Below are 22,852 nucleotides of genomic sequence, written 5' to 3'. Positions count from 1 at the left end.
AAAGGCCTAATCATAGCGTTTCCGGGCAGTGGGTTGGAAGCGTAATGCTCAATTTAGGCATTGCTTGTATAAATAAAAATCATCTATTGAGTGCGCTCAGCCGGCCTGATCTGAAAAAGTACTTTGTTAAATCGATGACACTGCCAAATGAGATTCAAAATGATGTGGGCGCAGCGCATAAATTCGGGGCAAAAAAAACCCCGCCGAAGCGGGGTTTTATATCGGACTTTAGAGCGATTAGCCCTGCAGCAGAGACAGAACCTGCTGTGGAACCTGGTTCGCTTTCGCCAGCACGGAGTTACCCGCCTGCTGTACGATCTGCGCTTTAGACATGTTTGACACTTCGGTCGCGTAGTCAGCATCCTGAATACGAGACTGTGCAGCAGTCAGGTTAGTGGTGGTGTTGTTCAGGTTAGTTACCGCTGAGTTCAGACGGTTCTGAATCGCACCCAGTGAAGAACGGAACTTGTCGATGCTGCTGATAGCGGCATCCAGCGCTTTCAACGGGTCAGCAGTGGTTGCTGATGTAGTTGCTGCATCAGTGGTGAATTTACCAGATGCATCTTTAAACACAGCTTTACCAGAACCATTTGTTACTGAACCATCTGTCTGCAGGAAGATGTTTTGTTCATTGCTGGTAGTAAGAGCCCCTTTAGCATCAGTAAAGGCAGCTGAGAAAGTCGTACCATCCGCAGTAGTTTTAATATCACCGTTGGCAGCGACTTGAATGTCACCAGCTGAACCGGCGCCATTGCCATCAGCATCAATGGTAAATGCTTTACCAGCAGTAGATGACTGCAGAGCTGAGGCACTGATTTTAACATTCTGCAGAGCAATTGAGCCTGCTGTAGTACCAGTATCTGCACTGCCTGCTAACGTGATTGTAGTATTATCTGCAGTTGTGATTGATACGCCGACAGCAGCAGCACCATTGTTATTCTTAGTTAAACCATCAAGAGTAGCGGCGGTCACAGAGCCTGAGTTGTTTTGGGTCAGGTTACCGGTACTATCGATAAACAGTGCTGAACCATCTTTTGCAGCAATTTTGCCATCGCTGGACAAGACGACATCTACAGAAGTAGAGCCGATCTTAACATTGAGGTTAGCTGTATCACCTGCTTTTGGCGTCAGGAAAGATTGCAGTTGAGCTGCTGAGGTATTGTCGCCGGCTGCAACGTTATAAGAATAACTGCCTGACGTTTTGTCCAGTGTGTAGGTATGGTTTGCTGCAGCTGCAGTTGCATCGCCAAGTCCATTAGCAAACGCGGCAGTAACTTTCGCACCATTACCCAGGCTTGCAAATGCTTCACTGGCTGTTGAAGCTTTAAGTCCGGCACTTACAGTATATTTAACTGCGCCGCTTGGCTCAGTTGTCGCTGCACCAGCACTGGTAAGCTGAGCTGCATCAAGGTCAGCTTTGGTCGCTGCAGTGTTAGCTACTGAACCAGTACCATTTACGTTGAAGCCAGTCAGACCCAGGGTCTTGCTGTCAATCTGCTTCAGGTCGATAGAGATGGTTTCGCCATCGTTTGCACCAACCTGGATTTTCATGGTGCCATCTTTAGCCAGCACGTTCACGCCGTTAAAGGTAGTCTGACCTGATACGCGGTCGATCTCATCCAGACGGGATTTGATTTCGTCCTGGATGGAGTCCTGGTCAGACTGGCTGTTGGTGCCGTTCTGAGACTGTACAGTCAGCTCACGAACACGCTGTAAGTTGTTGTTGATTTCTGACAGCGCGCCTTCAGTGGTCTGCGCAGCAGAGATACCGTCGTTGGCGTTACGGGCAGCCTGAGTCAGACCTTTAATGTTTGACTGAAAACGGTTAGCGATAGCCTGGCCTGCAGCGTCATCTTTCGCGCTGTTAATACGCAGACCTGATGACAGACGCTCCATTGAAGAAGAGAGAGCAGACTGGTTTTTGTTGATGTTGTTCTGAGTGATCAGCGAGAGGCTGTTGGTGTTAATGACTTGGGCCATGATAAATTTTCCTGTTAATCAAGTCTTTCGGTTAAGGTGTGGGCTTCAACCCGCCGGCTTCAGCGCCGTCAAAGTTGTTATCGTCTGCCGTTAAACAACCTTTAGAATTTTTTTAGTACCAGGCGAACTTTTCTGCTTCAGCCTGTCACGTTTTAAGTTATCGCCACCCGTCCGAACTTCTTTAGACTTAATTCATCAATTTTCTAGCCGCTGAATTACCCTTCTCTATAGCGCTTATTTATCGGATTACACTAAGGCAAATAACTTTAAACTTTCCTTATTAAAGGCCGATAACCCAGGTATTCAATTTCCCTGTCGACCTTATAAAGGAAGTAACATGGCCAGTATCAGTAATCTCGGTGTGGGCTCCGGCCTGCCACTCGCTACCATGCTTGACAGCTTACAAACTGCTGAAAAAGCAGCACTGACACCTATTTCAACCCAGCAGTCGGCTTACACCGCAAAGCTCAGTGCCTATTCCACACTGAAAAGCTCACTGACGACGTTTCAGACCGCGAACACTGCCCTGAGCAGTGCAGACCTGTTTACCGCTACCACGGCGTCAAGCAGCTCCTCCGCGTTCACAGCCACAACCTCTGGCAGCACTGTGGCCGGTAAATACGCTATTAACGTGACGCAGCTGGCGCAGGCGCAGGTCCTGACGTCAGGGGTGCAGAGCAGCAACAGCGATGCGCTGGGCGACAGTTCGGTAGCCAGCCGCAGTATTGCGATTACCTTAAAAGATGGCACCAGCAAAACTGTGACGCTGTCCAGCGATCAGACTTCGCTGACCGGCATGCGGGACGCTATCAATGGCGCGAATGCCGGTATCACCGCGACGATTATCAAAGTGTCGGACGGTAGCTTCCGTCTCTCCATGAGCGCCAATAAAACCGGCAGCAACAACGCGGTAGCTAACATCACTGTCACTGGCGATAGCAAGTTGCAGGGAATTGTAGGTTTTGATTCAACCGCCAGCAGCAATGTAATGACGGAAAGCGTGAAAGCGCAGAATGCACAGCTCACGGTTAACAACGTGGCGATTGAGAACAGCAGCAACCAGATCAGTGATGCGCTGGAAGGCATTACCTTAAATCTGACTTCGCAGACCACGGGCGATCAGACGCTAACCATCACCAAGGATACGTCAAAAGCCTCAAGTGCCATCACCAATTGGGTGAATGCTTATAACTCGCTGCTGGACCAGTTTAATACTCTGACCAAATACACCAAGGTCGATGCTAACAGCGGTTCCCAGGACACCAGTAATGGCGCCCTGCTGGGTGACAGTACACTGCGCACAATTGAAACGCAGCTGAAAAGCATGCTGACCAACGCACAAAGCTCGTCTGCCTATAAATCGCTGGGGCAGATTGGCATCACTACCGATCCTTCAACGGGTTCACTGAAACTGGATGCCACAAAGGTCAGTGCTGCGCTGGATAAAGATGCTGCAGGCGTTAAAGAGATGATTGTAGGCGACGGTAAAACCACCGGTATTACCACCAAAATCGGGATCAACATCACGAGCTGGTTGTCGTCCAAAGGGATTGTTCAGTCGGCCACCGATGGCGTCAGTAAAACACTGAACAACTTAACCGCCCTCTATAACACCACCAGCGATCGTATTGATGCCGATATTGCTCGTTACAAGACGCAGTTTACCCAGCTGGATCTGGCCATCAGCAAACTTAACTCGACCAGTACCTATCTGACGCAGCAGTTTGACACGTCCGATTCGTCCAAAAAATAACAGGAGTGACCATGTACACCGCTACAGGCACCAAAGCCTATGCAAAAATTGGCGTCGAAAGCGCCGTCATGAGCGCCAGCCAGCAACAGCTGGTTGGAATGCTGTTCGACGGCGCACTGAGCGCGATAATCCGCGCACGTCTGTTCATGCAGGATGGCAATATTGCAGGCAAAGGCAGTTCTATCTCCAAAGCGATCAATATTATCGAAGCGGGCCTGAAAGAGAGCCTGGCTGAAAGCCGTGGAGATGAACTGGCAGATAATCTGCTGAGTCTCTACGACTATATGACCCGTCGCCTGGTGCATGCCAACATGCACAATGATGTTGCAGCGGTCGAAGAGGTCGAAGGCCTGCTGCGCAATATCGCAGATGCCTGGAAAGAAGTGGTTCAACCTAACCCTGTTCAGGACGCCGTTTAATGACAACTGCACCGCATCTGCTTGCCGTTTACCAACAGTTACTCGATCTCAGCCACGGAATGCTGCGTCATGCAGCACAGGGCGAATGGGATGAATTGATCAGCAGGGAGATGGAGTATGTCAGTGCGGTGGAGAACTTAGCCCAATCGACAGATGCTGCTTCACCTTCAACACAGACGCAGGAGCAGTTACGCCCGGTGCTGCGCCATATTCTGGATAACGAAAGCGAAGTGAAGCGCCTGCTGCAGGCGCGGATGGATGAACTGGCCTCGCTGGTCGGTCAGAACACCCGTCAGAAATCGGTCATGTCTGCTTATGGTAGTCAGGGCGGCTTAGTCATGGTGCCGCGCGAAACGCTCTCCTGATCCCCTTCTCTGCTACGCCGCCAGATTTATTTCTCTGCGCGGCGTCTCTTTTCTGCCGCTTACTCCATACTTGATTCTCATCATCCCCTGGAGTGTGGTACATGCAAAACCCAACGTTATTACAGTTTTTCCATTGGTATTACCCGGATGGCAGCAAACTGTGGTCGGAAGTCGCCGATCGCGCGGCCTGGCTCAGCGAAATTGGTATCACCATGGCGTGGTTGCCACCGTGTTACAAAGGAGGTTCAGGCGGCTATTCAGTCGGTTACGACAGCTACGATCTGTTCGACCTGGGGGAATTTGATCAGAAAGGCGGCGTTGCCACGAAATATGGCGACAAACAGCAGTTACTGGCGGCGACAGAAGCCCTGCGCAGCCACAACGTTGGGGTACTGCTGGATGTGGTGCTGAACCACAAAATGGGTGCTGACGAGAAAGAGGCGATCAGTGTTAACCGCGTCAATCCGGATAACCGTGATGAAATTTATGACGAGGTCGTGCCCTGCGAGGCCTGGACGAAATTCACCTTTCCTGCCCGTGCCGGTGAGTATTCGAAATTTGTCTGGGACCACAAATGCTTTAGCGGCGTAGATCACATCGAAAACCCGGACGAAAACGGCGTCTTCAAAATCATCAACGATTATACCGCCGAAGGCTGGAACGATCAGGTCGATAACGAGCTGGGCAACTTCGACTACCTGATGGGTGCCAACATCGATTTCCGCAACAATGCGGTCAGGGAAGAGCTGAAATACTGGGCGCGCTGGGTGATGGAACAGGTGCCCTGCACCGGCTTCCGCCTGGATGCGGTAAAACATATCCCGGCCTGGTTCTATAAAGAGTGGATCGATCATATTCAGGAAGTGGCTGAAGAGCCGATGTTTATCGTCGCGGAGTACTGGTCGTTTGAAACCGAGAAGCTGCAGGAGTATGTGCATCAGGTGGAAGGCAAAACCATGCTGTTTGATGCGCCACTGCATATGAACTTCCATCAGGCCTCAACCGCAGGCAGCGCCTACGACATGAGCCAGATTTTTGCTAACTCTCTGGTGGTGGCGGATCCGTGGCATGCCGTGACGATCGTGGCCAACCATGACACCCAGCCGCTGCAGTCGCTGGAAGCGCCGGTAGAGGCCTGGTTCAAACCGCTGGCCTATGCGCTGATCCTGCTGCGTGAGCAGGGCGTGCCGACCATTTTCTATCCTGACCTGTTCGGGGCGACTTACGAAGATGAGGGAGGCGACGGCGAGACGCACAAAATTGAGATGCCGGTCATTCCTGAACTCGAAGGATTAATCCGGGCGCGTCAGCAGTATGGCTGGGGCGTACAGACCGACTATTTTGATCATCCCAACTGCGTGGCGTTCAGCCGCAGCGGTACCGAAACGCAGCCTGGCTGTGTGGTGATCATGTCGAACGGCGATGCGGGCGAGAAAAGTGTGCCGATGGGCGAAGGCTTTGCCGATAAGGTCTGGCGCGATCATCTGGGCAACCGTGAAGAGACCATTACCGCAGACGAGCACGGTACCGCAGTCTTTGTCTGTAACGGTGGCAGCGTCAGCGTCTGGGTAGTAGCAAAATAACTGACTGAGTAAACGTAAAACCGCCCCGGCAGACGCATGCGCTGCCGGGGCGGTTTTTTTATGGGCTGCGGTTACGACTGCGCGTTATGTTCAGTAATCGGCGTGCGCAGCAGCTGCGGTTCAATATTCTGAATCACTGCGGCTTTCGGCTGTTTAGCCACTTCTTCCAGGGCCTGCTGACACTCTATTGTCGGACGCGCCACCTTGCGCAGGGTCAGACCGTCATAGTTGAGTTCGCTGTTATCGACGACCAGCGGCATCACGCGTATCCTGCGCGTCACGTTGACATAGTCACCGTTCAGACGGGTCAGTTTGCCTGGCTTCGCAATCACACGCATCCACTGACGGCAATCCAGCGTGCTGCCATCCGCATTGACAATCAGACTGGCCATGGCCTGTCCATTGATCAAGCTGCTCTGCGGGCCGACGGTTTGCCAGTTCCCCTGCAACTCAGCCGGTGCCGGCGTTTGTACCGCATTTTCATAATCGTTGATTTGCGCACAGCCACTCAGTGCCAGCGCGGCAATCAGCATCCACTTTTTCATGTTTAATCCCTAAGATCGCGTCAATGGCGGCTACGTTATAATTTTTCCACTGCGTAGCGCAAGGTATCTGGCTGTTCAGACACCCGCGAGCGGCTGTTTACAGCAGAATTTACCCTTGAGCCAGGAGACCGGTCAGCCTTTTGATCGGCAACTGGCCGTCTGAATGGGCTCTGGCACGCCTGACAAGCGGAAGACAACCCGATACACTGACGCGCTGCATCAGACTTTCAGGAATATAAATATGAAAACGCCAGAAGCCTACTATGCCCAGGCACGTGAAATGTTTTTTACCGCGCATCCCGACTTTCAGTCAGCACTGGATGAGTTGACGGAGAGCGACGCCCGTGCCGCTAATCTGTCGCTGCGACAGCTGCGTGAATGGCATGCCGAACGCATCTATGCAGCCTTTTTGCGGCAGAAAAATCTGGATGGGATGATTTTTTCTATTCAGCTCGCTGAGCCGGATAAAGCGGTAGCGGCTGAGGCTATCGAGACCTATCTTAAATCTCATGCTGAGTCGCTGGGGATGAGCTGGGAAGAGTTCTGCATCAAAAACGAGCTGTAATTTTCAATGCACAGGACAGGTGTAAATTACACCTTTCAGCCTGCCGTACAGCATCGGATGAAGCAGTAGAGTACAACGCGATACTTTCACGTCATGCCGCAGGAGATGATTGCCCTTACAGGCAGAGCATCTTAACTGCCTCCGGAGAGGTTGCCGGGCTTTCCTCTCCGGAGGCGTATTGATAAATGGCCCTACTCTCGCTCTTCCGTGGCTTTGCCTTTCACTTCTACATAGCTTGCAACCGCAAGCAGACGATTGATGTGCGTCAGCAGCAGATCAACATCCGACTGCAGAAACTCGGTCGACGATTGCGAAGCGGTAATGATGGCATCCTGCACCGTTTCTGTAATGGTCAGCGAGTTGTCCTGTTTCGCTTGTACCAGCAGCGCTGCAACCAGCAGGGACTGCGCTTCAAGCTGCGCCGTCAGCTCTTTTGCGTCGACGTCCATCTTTGCCAGCTTTAGCAGAATATCAATGACCAGTTGTCGCATCGCGGACCTCCTGAAAAGTAAGCCGACATTATGTCGCGATGCGTGCGCATTTTGCTAGTCGAAGATTGAGGTTTGAGCGAGATAAAAATTTACGCGAAATCAGGGGTACTGCCTTGCTACTGTTTTTATTTACAGTATTATATATCAGCGATTTTGCCCTGAATGGATTGCCATCATGTTTGTTGAGTTGATTTATGACAAGCGCAACGTTGCCGGTTTACCGGGTGCTCGCGAGATGATTCGTGAGGAGCTGGAAAAGCGGGTACATCGGGTGTTTCCTGACATCGAAGTTAAGGTCAAGCCGATGGAACGTAACGCGATTGATACTGATTTGAGTAAGAACGACAAGGCGACAGTTGCGCGTATTGTTGAAGAGATGTTCGACGAAGCGGAAATGTGGCTGGTGGCCGACTAATCCTTTAGCGGCCACCGCATCAGTCAGCGGGAGATGAATCAGCTCTCCTGCTCACTGTGATTAATTTCAATCTCGATGTCCTGAATGGCGGCATCCAGATCTTCCAGCAGTTTCCCCTGCTTATTCAGCAACGCATCGATACGATCGGCGTTCGTCTTGTCTTTATACTCACCCGCATCAAAAGCTAACCAATGGCTGGACAGGGTTTCGGTGTTGGTCTGCGCGTAGTGGCGCATCTCTTTCAACTGCGAAGTCACATCGCGCAGATAGTCATTTTTGGTCTTGGTTTCTGTTGAATCGCTCATGCTAAATTTCCTTCTGGTCAGTTATCAAAAGTGTTTAGGCTTAGCGGTTCATCTACCGGCCAATCAGCGGACGCCAGTTCAGATACAAAATGTCGTCCGGAGATTTAAAACTAGTCGATAATAGCGAAGCCGCACTAAGAATAATCGGAAGTTATGGTTTCTCCGTGGGTTTCGCGGATGGCACCTCCTTCTCAATCACGACTTCTTTCACTTTTGTGATCGTTTTGTCGGCGACGCGCTCCGGTATTACATCAAGCTTATGCTGTAAGGCTGCAACCTGACTGGTCAGCAAATCCACCCGGTCATCACGCCGCGCTGCAATGACCCGATAATCTGCCCGAATCTCCTCAACCCGCTTATTTGCCGTGTTACTGACGTAAACAAAAATAATTGTCATCAGAATGCAAATCATCGAACAGCTTAGCAGAATGCAGCCGAGGATAACTTTGCGCTGGTATGACATAGGTGCCTTAAGCCTGTTAATCGTTGACATCGCTGCGATCCTCCAGAGTTGAGATCAGCCGATCAATCTCATTACGAAATTTATCGTTCTGATCGGTTTCGGTCATTGCCAGTAAAATACCTACGGCATTCTTGATTAACCGCAGATCCGTTTCGAGTGTCGCAATACGTCGCAGATTTCTGTCATGACGTTCACGTAACTCATCGTTCTCCTCCCGTATCAACAGGTTGCTCTCTTTCAGCAATACCACCTGCTCTTTGTAGCTGGTAATAATTTCGCCGCCGGCTCGATTACTGGTTACGATTGACGCAATACCCGCCAATAACGGTTTCCAGAACAGTGCAGCCGCCCCCCCACCCAGAACTAATGCACCCATACTGGTAATCAGACTACTTTCCATGCCACACCCCTTTGTCCGGTAAGGTCTCTGGAACACACTGCGTGCAGAACAGCCACGTCCTCCACCCTGAATTTAAGATTGCTTAAATACCAGAGTTAAGTATACTTAAGTCAATCTCAACTAAAAAGTCAAGCTGATGAAAAACGAAACGCTGGGTGACCGCATCCGACTCCGACGTAAATCACTGCAATTAACGCAGAAGCAACTGGCGCAACAGGTAAAAGTTTCCCATGTAGCTATTTCACAATGGGAAAAAGAGGAGACGCTGCCGCGCGGTGAAAACCTGCTTCGGCTTGCCGAAGCGCTGGGCTGCACGCCGGCTTATCTGATAGATGGGGATGGTCCTGTTTTCAGCGAAAATAGCTGGGCTGGCCTGCACCAGATCCCGCTGCTTTCTCAGCGCGATGTCGCACAATGGCTGAACGACGCCAGCTCTGTGCGGCATGAGCTACTGATGCACAACGATATGGCGCTTTCGCAACAGAGTTTCGCCATCCGGGTAGAAGAACAGGCGATGACGCCCGCGATTCTGCGGGGGGATGTGGTGATCATTGATCCCAGCCTGGCACCTCAGCCCGGCGACTGCGTGCTGGCAATGCTGCAACAGAATGCCCTGCTGCGCACCTGGCGTCAGCGAGGCAGTGAAGAGGGTGTTGCGCAGTTTGAACTGGCTCCGGTCAATATCAACTTTCCCGAGCTGCATTCAAGCCGGGACAGCCTGCAACTGATTGGAACACTGGTTGAATTACGCCGCTATCGGCAGCCATAAAAAAAACCGCCGGGTGCGGGTTAGCTTTTCAGCGAACAACAGTCGCCAGAGTCATAGCCGTGCAACTACAGGGCGTCGACCAGTTGATCCACCACTACCTTGCCCTGCAAATCAGTCTGCATAATGCGATAGTTGACTGGCCATGAGCGGCGGGTGCTGAGTTTGTCGAACAGGGTCACGCCGCCTTTTTTGACACCCTGACGGCTCACAATGATCCACTCCGTCACCTCTTCCTGACCACGATTTCTCAGGCTCAGTGTGCGCTGTTCAATCAGCTGGTCTTCTGCTTCAATCTTTAAATAGTCTCGTAACATAATTTCTATCTCCTAGTAACGCAGGTCACTATATGCCTTTTATTAATCTCTTCAATCGAATTTATTTATCGACATTTTTATCGTCGGGAATGTGACCTGCCGCAGGTGATATGACAGATTTGTCCATTTCTGCATCAAACTTTTCCCGTTAGCATGATTGTGCTGCACACACCCGAACATCGAAAAATGACGTGTTCAGTATGAGAGAAACTCCGATTAGCCCGCCTCTGGCGGGCTTTTTTTGCTCTCCTGAGCCCGATGTAATGCGCGATGTCAGGGCTGGTCTAGACTTAAGGCACTGGAACAAAAGGAGTGAGTTATGTTTAAGCACAATACGAATGAAGAACGTAAGAAAGAAGGTGATGTCAGCAAAAGCCTGCCGGAAGCTGCACCAAACGCGGGCAATGCCTATGAAGAAGATGATCATCCTGCCACTGATGCGCCGAAAGATCATGGTGAAGTGCCGCGCAAAAATGATGACAGCCAGGATGATAAAAAAGATCCTTACAAAGCAAGTTGATGTGCAAGAGGCGCGCCCTTTGGGCGCGCTGGATACTGTTGCTTAAGTAAACCTCAGGGAAGTGGTACGCCGGTATTCCCAGACCAGGAAAGCTTTGTGTAATATCGTTTCTCACCGCTTCGTTATCTTCCTGTTTTACTATGGCAAAAATCCCCTGACAGACTGTTCACTAAACCCTGAGGGTTTATTTTCGAGCAGCCAATTGTGTTCAATTTCCGTAAATTGACCATGCCATCCAGCCTCAGTTAACTGTAAGTAAAGCGGGTATGCATTGTATTCATGAATCGGTGACGCTGAGTGTTGTACTATCTGCTCTGGCTGATTTAATCACAGGTCCGTAACCATGCCTTAAGGGCGCAGATTAGCCGGGAAAATAATAACGAGAGTGGATGCCATGAATAGATTAATAATTGCTCTGAGCGTAAGCCTGCTGAGCGGATGCGTGGATATGGGTCGGGTTGGATTGCACCCGAAAACGAAGACCGCCTGGTTCGACGGTCATCCTTATCAGGTTGAATCCTGCCTTACCGAAATGGCACAGAATCAGCGGGCTTATCTGGAGCAGGATGATCCGCTGCCAAATGGCACGAAGCGATATAACCTCGAAAAGGATAATGAAACCGTTGCCTGGATTGAAATTGCGAAGTTCAGCCATCATCAGACCAGCGCGACGTTTTACTACGATCCAAAAGCGCCGGACATCAGCGCACTGGTTTCAGCGATGATTACAAACTGCAAAACCATGCGTTAGCGGCATCGCTGGACTGGTCGCTGGTCAGGCTATTTAGCCGGTTCACAATCATAGAGCCCTCGTAAGCGGATCTGACTATGACTGGTGCGGACGATTTGCGCCCTTAACATTCCTTTGCCCTCCAGATTCGTCAGCTCCATGTCTATCATGCCCGGCGCTTTGCTGTTTTTAACCAGCAACTTTATCGTGGCGTTATCGTAATCGCCCTTCTCTTTTGAAAACGTGACCTTCTGGATCTTCGCGCGTTCCCCGTTGACTGAGAACCAGCCACTTTTATCAGTTTGAAGGTTAAACGGCCCGCACTGTGTGGCGGCAAAAGCTGGCGCCGTTAAGCTGATTAGCGAAGTTATCAGAATAAGTTTTTTTAGCATCCGGCTGGCGTCCTGTTGATAGGAAGTGAGATATCGCCTGTGCCAGAAAGTGAGACCACTGCTGCAAGGCTCATAATATGAGTCAGTATAGCCAACGGTGCCTGCATGGATGCCAGTGCAGGCCCAAAGACTCAGCAACGTAATTGAGGGGGTTGCTGGCATCCATCATCCGCAAGGACGCAAGTGCTCATTAAGCAGCGAGTTCAGTTCACCTAAACCTGCATATTCATGATTTCACTTTGAATATTTAGCGTATCAGGTTGCTGTGCGTTGAGACGTGGTTTTACGGAGGCATATCGCAAGTCACAAACTGCCGTGGTGGTTTTGAGTTGATTTTAGGTTTTTTGCTACATGTACATACTCCAGCAAAAATTAGGCCTATGAAGGCTCATGTACCAACATCGGCTCAGAAGTATCTATCTGAAATAAAAAGCCCTTGTACAGCCTATTCCTGTAAACATTTTGCTTTGAGAAGCCATAACCTTTGAGATAAAAAATTCTCTATTTGAGAATAGTGATGAATAATCCACGTCGCGAATGTGAGGTTTTGCCTGTGCCAGCCTAAGGGGATGCGCGATACAGGCCGAATCTTTAGCGTATGGCGTGGGTTATGAGTTAGGTCCAGAAAAATTTTTCGCATTGAGATAACTCTGGATAACTCTTATAGTAATAATGTTGAACTCAAGGTTTCACCCCAATAGCCTTGTTGCCATTTGATAATTTAATTTTTAATAATATCAATAACATACTACTAAATATTTACTCATGCGCTACATGTAGTGATTAAAGCTTTCAAATGGCTTGTAATGGTTAAAGCTTCGGATTGAAGTTGAAAGTGGGTTACCAGTCAATACCAACATGCCAAAATCGTCCAATTTTGCACCGCTCAAGGGTATATAAAAGAACCATTACTTGATCATAAAAGGCTAGAATGAGAATATTCTACATCTTTTTATGGAGCATAAGATGGTCCAGTTATTCGCTCGCTATATGACCGTTGGGGTTGCAAACACCCTTATACACTGGGTGGCATTTGCTATCTGCATAACAAATGGTCAACCACAATCTCTATCAAACTTTATTGCTTTTTGTTTGGCTGTTACTTTTTCATTTTTCGCAAACGCGAAATGGACCTTTAATGCTGAAGTAACCACAATCAGATACATGATGTATGTTTTCTTTATGGGAGCATTAGCGACACTGGTAGGCTTCTGTGGTGATCTAATGAAAATCAACCCCTTGGTTACTTTAATTGTATTCTCTGCAATCAGTCTTGTAAGCGGTTTCCTTTATTCTAAACATGTAATATTTAGGGAGAGAAAATGAAAGTTTCCCTGGTCGTACCCGTCTTCAATGAAGAAGATGCTATAAGATATTTTCATAGGGCGGTAAGAGAGTTAAATGCTCTTGATAAATATGAAGTTGAAATTGTCTTTGTTGATGATGGAAGTTCGGATAAAACTCCTGGCATTATGAAAGAAATTCAGAAGAGCGATCTCTTAATTAAAAATGTCTTTTTTACACGTAACTTTGGAAAAGAGGCTGCTCTATTCGCTGGTATTGAGCACGCGACGGGTGATGCTGTGATCCCCATTGATGTCGACCTTCAGGATCCTATTGAAGTGATACCTAAGCTCATCGAGTGCTGGGAGAGAGGGGCTGATATGGTTTTAGCGAAGCGCATTGACAGAAGCACTGACGGACATCTCAAACGCAAAACTGCCGAATGGTTTTACCGCTTACACAATAAAATAAGCTCGCCAAAAATCGAAGAAAATGTTGGTGATTTCCGTCTGATGTCTCGCGAAATTGTCGAACACATTAAAAATCTTCCTGAGAGAAATCTTTTTATGAAAGGTATTCTTTCCTGGGTAGGCGGAAATGTTGATGTGGTCGAATATATCCGAGCAGAAAGGTCAATCGGCATATCTAAATTCAACGGCTGGAAACTTTGGAATCTTGCTCTTGAAGGAATCACGAGCTTTTCTACCTTTCCACTTCGCATATGGACTTACCTCGGCCTGATTGTTGCAGCAATGGCTTTCTTTTTTGGAGGATGGATGATCGTTGACAAGATTTTCTTCGGTAATCCGGTGCGTGGCTACACATCAATCATGGTTTCTGTCCTTTTCCTGGGCGGCATTCAGCTTATAGGAATTGGTGTGATGGGCGAATATATTGGCAGAATTTACCTTGAAACTAAAAAAAGACCACGATATATAACTAAAAATGGGGCTGGCAAGTGAAAATAAACTACTACCTGATATCTTCGGGCATAATTGGTCTGATTTTTTTCTGCTTTGCAGGCGGAATGAATACTCTTGATGTAACTAATATAGGCTTTCTGATGTCTGGAGATCCTGCTCAACACTGGCTTGGATGGGAATTTTTCAGACATACACCCATTCTTCAGTGGCCAATTGGAAAAAATAGTTCATACGGCATTGAGCTGAATAACTCTATTGTTTATACTGACTCAATTCCACTGCTGGCTATTTTTTTTAAATCTATATCATCGCTTTTACCTACTACATTTCAATATACTGGCATTTGGATTTTATCTTGCTTTATACTACAGGGTATTTCATCTTTTCTTCTGATAAAAGAATTAACTGGAAAAAATCTTTACGCTTTATTGTTCTCAATAATATTCATAACTGCTGTACCATTCACTAACCGTACGGGAGGTCATTTTGCACTTTCTGCACATTGGATTATTATATTTTCATATTTTTTCTATTTTTCCAAAACTTTTAAAGCTAAGTCATGGATAGTTCTTTTATGTTTGTCATCATGGGTTCATGCTTATCTTTTAGCCATGTCATTAGCTATCTATCTCGCAGATAATTTAAATCGAGTAATAAAGAGAGAATTATTACTTAAAGACATGTGCAGGCAAATGGCAACATGCCTTCTTGTACTATTTATTTTAATGTATGCAATAGGGTACTTTACTATTTCAAACAGTTTTTCTGCTGATGGTTATGGATATTACAAACTAAATATCAACTCTTTTATCAATCCTTATTATGAACCCTATTCATCAATAATAAAGCCGATGCCTTATGGAGGTGGCGATTATGAAGGATTAAATTATATCGGTTTTGGGGTAATAATCGCTTTAATGACTATAGGATTTCACGCGTTAAAAATTAAATCTTCGGATTTTAAAAGCTCAATAAAAAATAATAAGATAATAGTTTTTGTAGTGGCTTTAATATTTGCCTATGCCTTATCCAACAATATAACAATAGGTAAAAGCACTTTAATCTCTTTCTATGACCCCTCGTTTCTTAAAGGAATAACAGGCACATTCAGAGCTACCGGTAGATTTGGCTGGGTTGCTTTTTATGGGATACTTGCATTCACAGCGGTATATATTAGTAAGCATTTCAATGGAAAGAAGTTGATTATTATTGCATCAATAATTTCTTTCCTTAATGTATATGATGTGCATAAAATATACAAAGAAAGAAGTAAGTCATATTCTAAACAAAATTCTTCATATATTATTGAAGACAGTAATATTACTTATGTATCCAAAAACTATAAGAAACTTTTAACTCCTGTCCCATGGAGCTTTTCAAGTGAATATGTCAAGTGGGCTTATTTAGCCTCCACAAATGATATGTCTATGAACTTCGGTTATTTTGCAAGATTTAATGGTGACACATGGAATAAGCAAACTGAAGAAATAGTTAATGCCATTAACAATATCAACCTTGATAAAGATGCAGTTTATTTATTAAAGGATGAATCTCAATACGCGAAAATTGTGAACGCTCTTGGCAGCCGTTCTTTTAATTTCAAATATGGAGATGTTTATATAGTCGGCATTAAAAAATAAAAAATTACAGCCGCTTATGCGGCTGTAACTCTCTTTATCACTATATGACCGGCGTCGAATTTATCTTAGAATATAAATTGATAACATCGACGGGAATAAAATCTAAAAGAGACGTATTAACTTTAAGTTAAAATGCCATTGAGAATACCTTAGCGTTTTTGATATCATTATTTTCATTTAACCTTTGCTTATAAAAAATTTTGACCTTTTCATACGACTCAGGCCGAGGCACAAGCCAACGTCGAAGCTACAATCCCTTCAACTCAAGACTTGTTATTTAATAACCTCATTCCCTTACAGATTTATTCCAGATTGTTCATTGCTGCTAATATTTTACTTCAAGATTAGTGAGCGGGATTTTCCAACCACACGATGTTCCAATAGTTTTGGATTTCGCTAACAGGAAGCTAGCCCCCGATGACTGCAATGTGTAAATTTATAAATTCAATCTCGTAGCTTTAATTAGGTTGGACAATGCCAACTTAACTTATTTTGATATTCAGCACCATCTAAAACATCTGATCCATGATAAACAATTTTACCTTACAATAATATCTGGCTGACAATGACTAAATCGCATCGTAATATGCATTAAAACCTTTACTGACAGAAATTATTGGAGCCTGACCAATGCGAGATATTACATCATCTAACACTTAATCATATCTATTATGAAAAACAAGCTTCCCTGATGCGCTATAACTTTATAAGGGGTTTATTTTTATGCCCGCAAAGTGACATACCTTGCCTGCTTTTTCTTTGAAAATTCATAAACCCCTCAAATACAATCACAGACAATCACAGACAATCACAGACAATCACAGACAAAATTATTCTGCCTGTAAACCTCCGGCTATTTTATTATTTAAATAATTATCATCTATCGGGCGTAAAAAATGTTTTAATGAACTAGCTCACTCTTTATAATTATCATCATATGGCCGTTTAATAATTCTATGCTTTAATTGGGGTATGCCTGCCTCATCAAAATAAGGGCAGTAAGCGAGACGGCAAATATGTGGGCACTCGCCATTGTGACAGGATTACGCTATTGCAAGATATGCGCTCTGGCTTGGGAGGATGTAGACCTTGAGGCAAAGACGCTGACAGTCAGCCGCAACCTGACACCGCAGGGATTATTCACGCCACCCAAGACAGAGGCTGGCAACCGTGTCATATGCCTGATAGATGCAGCAGTCGATATTCTTCGCGACCAAAGGGAGCTGACCCGAATGTATCCTCAGACCTTATTCAACTTTCATACCAGGGAGTATGGCGGGCGCATTGAGGAACAGAAGACATTCGTGTTCAATCCCAGCGTGACTGCAGTCAATAGCCGGTCGGGAGCCTATTACTCAACAGAGTCTCTTGGGCAGACATGGACCGGCGCACTGAGGCGTGCAGGCCTGCGTCACCGGAAAGCCTATCAGTCCCGTCATACGTTCGCGTGCTGGGCGCTCTCAGCAGGCGCAAACCCGAACTACGTTGCATCGCAAATGGGTCACTCCGATGCGCAGATGGTGTACCGGGTTTATAGCGCCTGGATGTCAGAAAACAATACCGAGCAGCTATCACTCATCAACACGAAAATGAGCGATCATGTGCTACATACGTGCTCCACGAAAGTGGCAATATGATAAACCTCAACAGCTTCAGACAGTTACCTGCCTAAACCTGCATATTCATAATTTCGCTGTACGCCGACACCAGTTTGTTCCTGACCTGAATCCCCATCTGCATTGAGATTGAAGACTTCTGCAGATCGACCATCACATCATTCAATGCGATGCCGGGTTTCCCCATTTCAAAATCCTGCGCCTGGGTGCGTGCGGTAGTCTGCGTCTCGCTGATCTTATCCAGCGCCGCTTTCATGGTCGCGCCGAAATCGATCTGATTGGGTGCTTCACTGCTGCGATTACTGGCCTGCAGTGAGGTCGCCTGTAGCTGCTGCAGTACGCCGTCAATTGCCTGAATGGACATGAACGATACCTTTTAAAGAGGGTGACATTTTTGATGTGAGCAAAAGTTAGCACGTTGTCAATGAGACAAAGCCGCTAAATAACATCAAAAACCCTACCTTATCCAGCCATCGAATTTTGCTTATCACCTAATAATGCCTGGCATTGAAGTGGAAATTTTATCTACGCAGGTCAGGGAGTCTGTTTTGCCATCTCAACTTACCCGGTCAATTACGTCAGGCAGGAAACGGTCATGAATGCGAGTACAGCCGCCACAACAGAACAAGAAAAGAAAGGCTTCGGTGACCTGTTAGCTCGCCTGCGCGCAAATCCGCGTATTCCTTTAGTCATCGCCGCGGCTGCTGTCATAGCAATCGTGATCGCGATGGTGCTCTGGGCGAAACAGCCATCTTATAGCGTCCTTTATAATAACCTCACTGATGAGGATGGCGGTGCCATCGTCACGCAGCTGACGCAGATGAACATTCCCTATCGCTTCGCCGAAAACGGCGGCGCATTAATGGTGCCTGAAGCGAATGTGCATGAGCTGCGTCTGCGTCTGGCTCAGCAGGGTCTGCCGAAAGGCGGCTCGGTAGGCTTCGAGCTGCTGGATAAAGAGAAGTTCGGTATCAGCCAGTTCAGCGAGCAGGTTAACTACCAGCGCGCGCTGGAAGGCGAACTGGCGCGCACCATCGAATCGCTGGGCCCGGTCAAAAGTGCCCGCGTTCATCTGGCGATGCCTAAACCCACCTTATTTGTGCGTGAGCAGAAAGCGCCCTCCGCCTCAGTCACCTTAACGCTGCAACCTGGCCGTGCGCTGGACGAAGGCCAGATTCAGGCCATTGCCCACATGGTCTCAAGCAGCGTCGCCGGTTTACCGCCGGGCAACGTGACGGTGGTCGATCAGACCGGACGCCTGCTGACCCGTTCTGATTCTGCCGGTCGCGATCTTAATGACGCGCAGCTGAAGTACTCCTCTGAAGTTGAAGCGCGTTACCAGCAACGTATTGAAGCGATCCTGAATCCGATTCTTGGCCAGGGCAATGTGCATGCGCAGGTTACCGCGCAGATTAACTTCGACACTGCTGAGCAGACTGACGAGAAATATCAGCCTAACGCTAATCCGTCGAACTCAGCGATTCGTTCGCGTCAGACCAGCACCAGCGATCAATCAGGCAGCCCTTATCCGGGCGGCGTGCCGGGCGCACTTTCTAACCAGCCGGCGCCAGCCAACACCGCGCAGGTTACACCTAACAACGCAGCCAATGGTCAGGCCGCGAATGGTCAGAACAACGCGGCGAATAACGCCAGCCAGACCACCAGCACTGCACCGGCCAGCTCAGGCCCGACGAATTCACGTCGCGATGACACGGTTAACTACGAGCTGGATCGCTCCATTCGTCATACCAAAGTCAACGTCGGCGACGTACAGCGCCTGTCGGTTGCGGTGGTGGTGAACTTCCGTGCAGATGATAAAGGCAAAGCCGTTGCGCTGAACGAACAACAACTGAAGCAGATTGAAGACCTGACACGCGAAGCGATGGGCTACTCCCAGAGCCGTGGCGACAGCATTAACGTGGTGAACTCGCAGTTTAACACCACTGAACCTGTGACCACTGATTTGCCATTCTGGCAACAGCAGTCCTTCTTTGATCAGCTGATGGATGCCGGTAAGTGGCTGCTGGTTGCTCTGGTCGCCTTCGTCCTCTACCGCAAGATGGTTCGTCCGCATCTGGTTCGCAAGCAGGCCGCAGAGAAAGCCGCTGCTGAAGCCGTTGCCGCCCGCGCCGCTACTGATCAGCCGCAGGAAGAAGCCTTTAATGTGCAGCTCAGCAAAGATGAGCTGGATCAGGAACGTAAGTCAAACAACCGCATGAGCGCAGAAGTGATGAGTCAACGCATCCGCGACATGTCAGAAAACGATCCGCGCGTCGTCGCGCTGGTAATTCGCGAATGGATGAGTAAAGAGCTATGAGTCTGACCGGAACCGAAAAAAGCGCCATCCTCATGATGACCATTGGTGAAGAGCGTGCTGCGGAAGTTTTCAAACACCTGAATCAGCGCGAGGTGCAGCATCTTAGTGGTGCGATGGCCAATATGCGTCAGGTGTCGCACAAACAGCTGACAGAGGTGCTGCGTGAGTTCGAAGCGGATGCTGAGCAGTTCGCGGCACTGAGCCTTAACTCTAACGAATACCTGCGTTCGGTGCTGACCCGGGCGCTGGGCGAAGAGCGCGCCTCCAGCCTGCTGGAGGACATTCTCGAAACGCGCGACACCACCAGCGGCATGGAAACGCTCAACTTTATGGAGCCGCAGGCTGCCGCCGATCTTATTCGCGACGAGCATCCACAGATCATCGCGACCATCCTGGTCCATCTCAAGCGTGCTCAGGCGGCCGATATTGTGGCGTTGTTCGACGAACGTCTGCGTCACGATGTGATGCTGCGTATTGCCACCTTTGGCGGTGTCCAGCCAGCTGCGCTGGCCGAACTGACCGAAGTGCTGAATGGCCTGCTGGATGGTACCAACCTCAAGCGCGCGAAGATGGGCGGCGTGAGAACGGCAGCCGAGATCATCAACCTGATGAAAACGCAGCAGGAAGAAGCGGTTATCGAAGCCGTACGCGACTTCGATGGCGAACTGGCGCAGAAAATTATCGACGAGATGTTCCTGTTCGAAAACCTGGTGGAAGTGGACGACCGCAGCATCCAGCGTCTGTTGCAGGAAGTGGAGTCCGAGCAGCTGCTGGTTGCACTGAAAGGTGCCGAACAGCCACTGCGCGAGAAATTCCTCAAAAACATGTCAGCCCGTGCGGCCGATATCCTGCGCGACGATCTGGCCAACCGTGGTCCGGTTCGTATGTCGGCAGTGGAAAACGAACAGAAAGCAATCCTGCTGGTGGTTCGCCGCCTGGCCGAATCTGGCGAGATGGTGATTGGTGGTGGCGAGGAAACGTATGTCTGATGCATTTTCTGCCCGCCCATGGCAGCTGTGGCAACCCAATGATTTAGGCCGTTTTGATGCGCCTGAACCGGAGCTGCAGCCAGAAATTTACGACGCTGAAGATGGCGATGGCATTGATGAGCAGCAACAGCAGCTTGAACGTCTGCAGCAGCAGATGCGGAAAGAGGCACAGAGTCAGGGTTACAACGAAGGCTATCAGCAGGGTGTAACCGAAGGTCAGAAAGCGGGCTATGACGCCGGTTTTCAGCAGGGTCTGGCCGATGCCCAGCAGCAGCAGGCGCCCCTTCAGGCACGGATGCAGCAGCTGGTGACGGAATTTCAGAACACGCTGGAATCACTGGATAGCGTGATTGCTGCCCGTCTGATGCAGCTGGCGCTGGAAGCGGCTCGCTCGGTCATTGGTCAGGCGACCACGGTAGATGGTACCGCCCTGCTACGCCAGATTCAGGGATTACTGCAGCAGGAACCGATGTTCAGCGGCAAACCACAGCTGCGTGTTCATCCGGATGACTTACAACGTATCGAGCAGACCCTGGGTCCGACGCTGGACCTGCATGGCTGGCGCCTGATTGCAGACAGCACACTCCATCCTGGCGGCTGCAAACTCAGCGCAGAAGATGGCGACCTGGATGCCAGCGTCGCGACCCGCTGGCAGGAACTTTGCCGTCTTGCTGCACCTGGAGAAATTTAATGACCACCCGTCTGAATCGCTGGCTTGGCTCGCTCGACGCCTTTGAGAAACGGATCGCCCAGGTGCAGCCAGTGCGCCGTTATGGCCGCCTGACCCGCGCCACCGGCCTGGTGCTGGAAGCGACTGGCTTACAGCTGCCACTGGGTGCGACCTGTGTGATCGAACGCAACGATGGCAAAACCATCAGTGAAATCGAAAGCGAAGTGGTGGGATTCAACGGGCAGAAACTGCTGATGATGCCACTGGAAGAAGTGGACGGCATTTTACCGGGTGCGCGTGTCTATGCGCGCCAGAACGGTGAGAACCCGCAGGCAGGCAAACAGATGATGCTGGGCCCGGAACTGCTGGGCCGCGTACTTGATGGCAGCGGTCGACCGCTGGATGGCCTGCCGTCGCCGGATACCGGCTATCGCGCACCGCTGAACACCCCGCCGTTTAACCCGCTGCAGCGTACGCCGATTACCGACGTGCTGGATACCGGCGTGCGGGCAATTAACGCCCTGCTGACGGTCGGTCGCGGACAACGTATGGGCCTGTTCGCCGGTTCTGGCGTGGGTAAAAGTGTGCTGCTCGGCATGATGGCGCGCTACACCAAAGCCGACGTAATCGTGGTCGGTCTGATTGGCGAACGTGGCCGTGAAGTAAAAGATTTTATCGAGAACATTCTCGGTGCTGAAGGCCGTGCCCGTTCAGTGGTTATCGCCGCGCCGGCCGACGTGTCACCGCTGCTGCGTATGCAGGGTGCCGCTTACGCCACGCGCATCGCGGAAGATTTTCGCGACCGCGGCAAGCATGTGTTGCTGATTATGGATTCCCTGACCCGTTACGCCATGGCGCAGCGTGAGATCGCCCTGGCAATCGGTGAACCGCCCGCAACCAAAGGCTATCCGCCGTCCGTGTTCGCCAAACTGCCTGCGCTGGTTGAGCGTGCCGGTAACGGCATCGACGGCGGGGGCTCGATCACTGCCTTTTATACCGTTCTGACCGAAGGCGACGATCAGCAGGACCCGATTGCAGACTCGGCGCGCGCCATTCTCGATGGCCACATCGTGCTGTCGCGCCGGCTGGGCGAAGCGGGTCACTATCCGGCCATCGATATTGAAGCCTCGATCAGTCGTGCGATGACGCATCTGATCGATGAGAACCATTATGCACAGGTGCGCCAGTTTAAGCAGTTGCTTTCCAGCTTCCAGCGAAACCGCGATCTGGTCAGCGTCGGCGCCTATGCCGCCGGCAGCGATCCGATGCTGGATAAAGCGATCACGCTCTATCCGCAGATGGAAGCTTTCCTGCAACAGGGCATCTTTGAGCGCAGCGATTACGACGACGCCACCCTGCATCTGCATGCGCTGTTTGGCCAGTCACGATAATTAACGCAAGGTA

The 22,852-nt window shown here is 49.3% G+C and carries 26 protein-coding genes; 17 read left to right on the top strand and 9 right to left on the bottom strand.

Annotation, left to right across the window (positions count from 1 at the left end):
* Window positions 1–237: 237 nt before the first annotated feature.
* Window positions 238–1,980 (bottom strand): FliC/FljB family flagellin, encoded by a 1,743-nt coding sequence (locus P2R09_RS10300; protein ID WP_275769352.1) that lies wholly within the window; start codon window positions 1,978–1,980, stop codon window positions 238–240.
* A gap of 337 nt (window positions 1,981–2,317) precedes the next feature.
* Between P2R09_RS10300 and fliD the strand changes: the two genes are divergently transcribed.
* From fliD to amyA, 4 genes are all read left to right on the top strand, one after another.
* The gene (gene fliD / locus P2R09_RS10295; RefSeq protein WP_275769350.1) at window positions 2,318–3,733 is read left to right on the top strand and encodes a flagellar filament capping protein FliD; all 1,416 of its coding nucleotides are present in this window, start codon (window positions 2,318–2,320) and stop codon (window positions 3,731–3,733) included.
* 11 nt (window positions 3,734–3,744) lie between these two features.
* On the top strand, window positions 3,745–4,152 hold the full coding sequence (fliS, locus tag P2R09_RS10290; RefSeq protein ID WP_275769347.1) for a flagellar export chaperone FliS: 408 nt from the start codon (window positions 3,745–3,747) through the stop codon (window positions 4,150–4,152).
* Window positions 4,152–4,517 carry a flagella biosynthesis regulatory protein FliT gene (gene fliT / locus P2R09_RS10285; protein ID WP_275769344.1) on the top strand — a complete coding sequence of 122 codons (366 nt, stop codon included), beginning with the start codon at window positions 4,152–4,154 and terminating at the stop codon, window positions 4,515–4,517. The genes fliS and fliT overlap by 1 nt, the downstream gene beginning before the upstream one ends.
* 101 nt (window positions 4,518–4,618) lie before the next feature.
* Entirely contained in the window at window positions 4,619–6,100 is a 1,482-nt protein-coding gene (gene amyA, locus P2R09_RS10280; RefSeq protein ID WP_275769341.1) for an alpha-amylase, read from the top strand.
* A gap of 71 nt (window positions 6,101–6,171) precedes the next feature.
* Here the strand turns inward: amyA and yedD are convergent, their stop codons facing one another.
* Window positions 6,172–6,645: a lipoprotein YedD gene (gene yedD / locus P2R09_RS10275; RefSeq protein ID WP_275769339.1), complete on the bottom strand. Its 474-nt coding sequence runs from the start codon at window positions 6,643–6,645 to the stop codon at window positions 6,172–6,174.
* A 241-nt stretch (window positions 6,646–6,886) separates the two neighbouring features.
* On the opposite strand from yedD, the gene P2R09_RS10270 reads away from it, so the two are divergent.
* Entirely contained in the window at window positions 6,887–7,210 is a 324-nt protein-coding gene (locus P2R09_RS10270; protein ID WP_008926858.1) for a DUF6388 family protein, read from the top strand.
* Window positions 7,211–7,401: 191 nt separating this feature from the next.
* Here the strand turns inward: P2R09_RS10270 and iraP are convergent, their stop codons facing one another.
* Entirely contained in the window at window positions 7,402–7,701 is a 300-nt protein-coding gene (gene iraP, locus P2R09_RS10265) for an anti-adapter protein IraP (RefSeq protein ID WP_013358264.1), read from the bottom strand.
* A 175-nt stretch (window positions 7,702–7,876) separates the two neighbouring features.
* Here iraP and P2R09_RS10260 point away from each other — a divergent pair, with 175 nt between their 5' ends.
* The gene (locus tag P2R09_RS10260; protein ID WP_003854508.1) at window positions 7,877–8,116 is read left to right on the top strand and encodes a DinI-like family protein; all 240 of its coding nucleotides are present in this window, start codon (window positions 7,877–7,879) and stop codon (window positions 8,114–8,116) included.
* 38 nt (window positions 8,117–8,154) lie between these two features.
* Here P2R09_RS10260 and P2R09_RS10255 read toward each other — a convergent pair whose 3' ends face one another.
* The 3 genes from P2R09_RS10255 to P2R09_RS10245 all read right to left on the bottom strand — a co-directional run bounded on the left by P2R09_RS10255 (window position 8,155) and on the right by P2R09_RS10245 (window position 9,284).
* A complete protein-coding gene (locus P2R09_RS10255; RefSeq protein WP_013358265.1) occupies window positions 8,155–8,421 on the bottom strand; it encodes a hypothetical protein in 267 nt (88 codons plus the stop codon).
* 151 nt (window positions 8,422–8,572) lie between these two features.
* The gene (locus P2R09_RS10250; RefSeq protein WP_236263628.1) at window positions 8,573–8,818 is read right to left on the bottom strand and encodes a hypothetical protein; all 246 of its coding nucleotides are present in this window, start codon (window positions 8,816–8,818) and stop codon (window positions 8,573–8,575) included.
* Between the two features lie 82 nt (window positions 8,819–8,900).
* Window positions 8,901–9,284, bottom strand: coding sequence for a hypothetical protein (locus P2R09_RS10245; RefSeq protein WP_033783371.1), 384 nt, complete (start codon window positions 9,282–9,284; stop codon window positions 8,901–8,903).
* A gap of 136 nt (window positions 9,285–9,420) precedes the next feature.
* On the opposite strand from P2R09_RS10245, the gene P2R09_RS10240 reads away from it, so the two are divergent.
* Window positions 9,421–10,053, top strand: a complete 633-nt coding sequence (locus tag P2R09_RS10240; protein WP_275769331.1) for a helix-turn-helix domain-containing protein — start codon at window positions 9,421–9,423, stop codon at window positions 10,051–10,053.
* Window positions 10,054–10,118: 65 nt separating this feature from the next.
* Here P2R09_RS10240 and P2R09_RS10235 read toward each other — a convergent pair whose 3' ends face one another.
* A complete protein-coding gene (locus P2R09_RS10235) occupies window positions 10,119–10,367 on the bottom strand; it encodes a hypothetical protein (protein ID WP_013358269.1) in 249 nt (82 codons plus the stop codon).
* Between the two features lie 319 nt (window positions 10,368–10,686).
* Here P2R09_RS10235 and P2R09_RS10230 point away from each other — a divergent pair, with 319 nt between their 5' ends.
* Window positions 10,687–10,887 carry a hypothetical protein gene (locus tag P2R09_RS10230; RefSeq protein ID WP_010247636.1) on the top strand — a complete coding sequence of 67 codons (201 nt, stop codon included), beginning with the start codon at window positions 10,687–10,689 and terminating at the stop codon, window positions 10,885–10,887.
* A 394-nt stretch (window positions 10,888–11,281) separates the two neighbouring features.
* Window positions 11,282–11,638: a hypothetical protein gene (locus P2R09_RS10225; protein WP_275769322.1), complete on the top strand. Its 357-nt coding sequence runs from the start codon at window positions 11,282–11,284 to the stop codon at window positions 11,636–11,638.
* A gap of 29 nt (window positions 11,639–11,667) precedes the next feature.
* Here the strand turns inward: P2R09_RS10225 and P2R09_RS10220 are convergent, their stop codons facing one another.
* Window positions 11,668–12,171, bottom strand: a complete 504-nt coding sequence (locus P2R09_RS10220) for a hypothetical protein (RefSeq protein WP_275769320.1) — start codon at window positions 12,169–12,171, stop codon at window positions 11,668–11,670.
* 804 nt (window positions 12,172–12,975) lie between these two features.
* Here P2R09_RS10220 and P2R09_RS10215 point away from each other — a divergent pair.
* The 4 genes from P2R09_RS10215 to P2R09_RS10200 all read left to right on the top strand — a co-directional run bounded on the left by P2R09_RS10215 (window position 12,976) and on the right by P2R09_RS10200 (window position 17,493).
* Window positions 12,976–13,335 carry a GtrA family protein gene (locus tag P2R09_RS10215; protein ID WP_275769318.1) on the top strand — a complete coding sequence of 120 codons (360 nt, stop codon included), beginning with the start codon at window positions 12,976–12,978 and terminating at the stop codon, window positions 13,333–13,335.
* Complete coding sequence (locus P2R09_RS10210; RefSeq protein ID WP_275769316.1) at window positions 13,332–14,255, top strand: glycosyltransferase family 2 protein; 924 nt, start codon at window positions 13,332–13,334, stop codon at window positions 14,253–14,255. The genes P2R09_RS10215 and P2R09_RS10210 overlap by 4 nt, the downstream gene beginning before the upstream one ends.
* Window positions 14,252–15,856: a DUF6311 domain-containing protein gene (locus P2R09_RS10205; protein ID WP_275769314.1), complete on the top strand. Its 1,605-nt coding sequence runs from the start codon at window positions 14,252–14,254 to the stop codon at window positions 15,854–15,856. The genes P2R09_RS10210 and P2R09_RS10205 overlap by 4 nt, the downstream gene beginning before the upstream one ends.
* A 1,016-nt stretch (window positions 15,857–16,872) precedes the next feature.
* Window positions 16,873–17,493 (top strand): site-specific integrase, encoded by a 621-nt coding sequence (locus tag P2R09_RS10200; protein WP_275769311.1) that lies wholly within the window; start codon window positions 16,873–16,875, stop codon window positions 17,491–17,493.
* A 31-nt stretch (window positions 17,494–17,524) separates the two neighbouring features.
* Here P2R09_RS10200 and fliE read toward each other — a convergent pair whose 3' ends face one another.
* Window positions 17,525–17,836 carry a flagellar hook-basal body complex protein FliE gene (fliE, locus tag P2R09_RS10195; protein ID WP_003854485.1) on the bottom strand — a complete coding sequence of 104 codons (312 nt, stop codon included), beginning with the start codon at window positions 17,834–17,836 and terminating at the stop codon, window positions 17,525–17,527.
* A gap of 231 nt (window positions 17,837–18,067) precedes the next feature.
* Between fliE and fliF the strand changes: the two genes are divergently transcribed.
* Genes fliF through fliI form a run of 4 tightly spaced genes read left to right on the top strand, consistent with a single transcriptional unit; the run spans window position 18,068 to window position 22,839 of the window.
* The gene (gene fliF / locus P2R09_RS10190; protein ID WP_003854484.1) at window positions 18,068–19,789 is read left to right on the top strand and encodes a flagellar basal-body MS-ring/collar protein FliF; all 1,722 of its coding nucleotides are present in this window, start codon (window positions 18,068–18,070) and stop codon (window positions 19,787–19,789) included.
* On the top strand, window positions 19,786–20,778 hold the full coding sequence (fliG, locus tag P2R09_RS10185; protein WP_008926874.1) for a flagellar motor switch protein FliG: 993 nt from the start codon (window positions 19,786–19,788) through the stop codon (window positions 20,776–20,778). Before fliF ends, fliG begins: the two co-directional genes overlap by 4 nt.
* On the top strand, window positions 20,771–21,469 hold the full coding sequence (gene fliH, locus P2R09_RS10180) for a flagellar assembly protein FliH (protein ID WP_275769307.1): 699 nt from the start codon (window positions 20,771–20,773) through the stop codon (window positions 21,467–21,469). The genes fliG and fliH overlap by 8 nt, the downstream gene beginning before the upstream one ends.
* Window positions 21,469–22,839 (top strand): flagellar protein export ATPase FliI, encoded by a 1,371-nt coding sequence (fliI, locus tag P2R09_RS10175; protein WP_275769305.1) that lies wholly within the window; start codon window positions 21,469–21,471, stop codon window positions 22,837–22,839. The genes fliH and fliI overlap by 1 nt, the downstream gene beginning before the upstream one ends.
* The last annotated feature ends 13 nt before the right edge of the window (window positions 22,840–22,852 follow it).

This window comes from Pantoea sp. Cr_R13 (assembly GCF_029222565.1).
Classification (GTDB): Bacteria; Pseudomonadota; Gammaproteobacteria; order Enterobacterales; family Enterobacteriaceae; genus Pantoea; species Pantoea eucalypti.
This window is presented reverse-complemented; position numbering and strand designations above follow the sequence as displayed.